A 1,522-nucleotide genomic window follows, 5' to 3' on the forward strand; every position below is an offset into this window, starting at 1 on the left:
GCAGGGCGAACGCATCTTAATTGCTAATAAGAATTAGGAAGCAAATTCAAATATCTAGAATAAAGCCAATTCACTTAGATAAATAGTGAATGCAAATCAAAGGATAAACTTAGATATTAAAAACTTATTATTTATCATGAAGATATAATTTTAAATCAACAATTAGCAGAAAGGGGACAACATGAATTAATGACTGCGACCTAAATAGAAAATTAGTTACAGCCTGATTCAATGCCTTATAAAATCAGCTTTAAGCCAAGGAAAGTAATCTAGTTAAATATTGATTATCCATTGCAGCTAGAAATTGTTTGTTTTTTATTCCTACTTTCACTCGTTTTTCTTTTCCTAACAAATTAACTGCAATGTGGCGCAGAACTGCAAAATTTTGTGGTGCGTTTTCTTTTCTTATGCGACAGTCATCTTCGTTTAATGCTACATCCAAAATCCAATGTAGTGAATTTTCAATTCCCCAATGGCTGCGAATAGAATTAGCAAACTTTTGGGCATTATCCTCCAGGCTACTAATAAAATAACGGGTTTCTACCGTTGTCTTGCCATCTAGCTCCCGTACAGACTCCACCATACCTATGCTATTTAATTTTGCCCAAACTGAATCTGGGTCAAGCTTTTCTTGGATATTAGATAACATTAGATAATGACGTATCTCGTGGCGACCATGACCAAATTCCTCGGTTTTATACGTGCTATGCTTTAATCCTTGGAAGCCAGTTCTTATTCCTTCATCGATTAGTTTTTCTACTTCATTATAAAGATTTTCTTGATTCTTTTTTAAGGTAATTACATAGTCTGCATCTTGCTGGGCGATTAACTTCACAATATTTTTTTGACAGCCGATTGCATCTATTGTCACAATACATCCAGACAGTTCTAGCACCTTTAATAACTCTGGGATTGCTGTAATTTCATTTGAGTTAGAATCTACTTTTACCTGACCTAATACCAATCTATTTGTCGTCGCCCAGGCACTAACTATTTCAATCGCACTTTGCCCATATGCTTTATCGTTAGAACCACATAAACTTTTCCCATCAATTGCTACTATCTCCCCTGATGTTACCTTGTGTATTGATCTCATCCATGACAGAAAACATTCTTGGAACTGTTGGGGGTTTAACTGTGCAAAGACTCGCGCAAATGTATCGTGTGACGGAATACCATTTGGTAACTCCAAAAACGTTTTTAACCATTCATATTTCGTGCAGCCATATAGTTCAATTGCCACCCAACTATCTGCTCCACAGATCACTGCACACAAAGCAATGGTCAAAATGTCAATCAATTTATGTCGTTTTGTACGATCTATTCGTGGGTCTGACATCACAGCAAAATGGTCAGCAATTGTGATTTTGGGCTTGAGTTTCACGCAAACTGGGGCAATATGACTATTTTTACAATGACTTTACCATCAAAGCCTTATTGCTTAACCTCTATACCATCAGCGATCGCTGCCTTTATCTCTCCTTTAGTAATTATGTACTATATTTAGATGCGTTCGCCCTGG

General features: G+C 36.4%; 1 protein-coding gene. It reads right to left on the bottom strand.

Annotation, left to right across the window (positions count from 1 at the left end):
- Positions 1-250: 250 nt before the first annotated feature.
- A complete protein-coding gene (locus ABF638_RS37890) occupies positions 251-1,384 on the bottom strand; it encodes an ISAs1 family transposase (RefSeq protein ID WP_435027871.1) in 1,134 nt (377 codons plus the stop codon).
- Between the last annotated feature and the right edge of the window lie 138 nt (positions 1,385-1,522).

It is taken from the genome of Nostoc sp. CALU 1950 (assembly GCF_051172895.1).
Taxonomy (GTDB): domain Bacteria; phylum Cyanobacteriota; class Cyanobacteriia; order Cyanobacteriales; family Nostocaceae; genus Nostoc; species Nostoc edaphicum_A.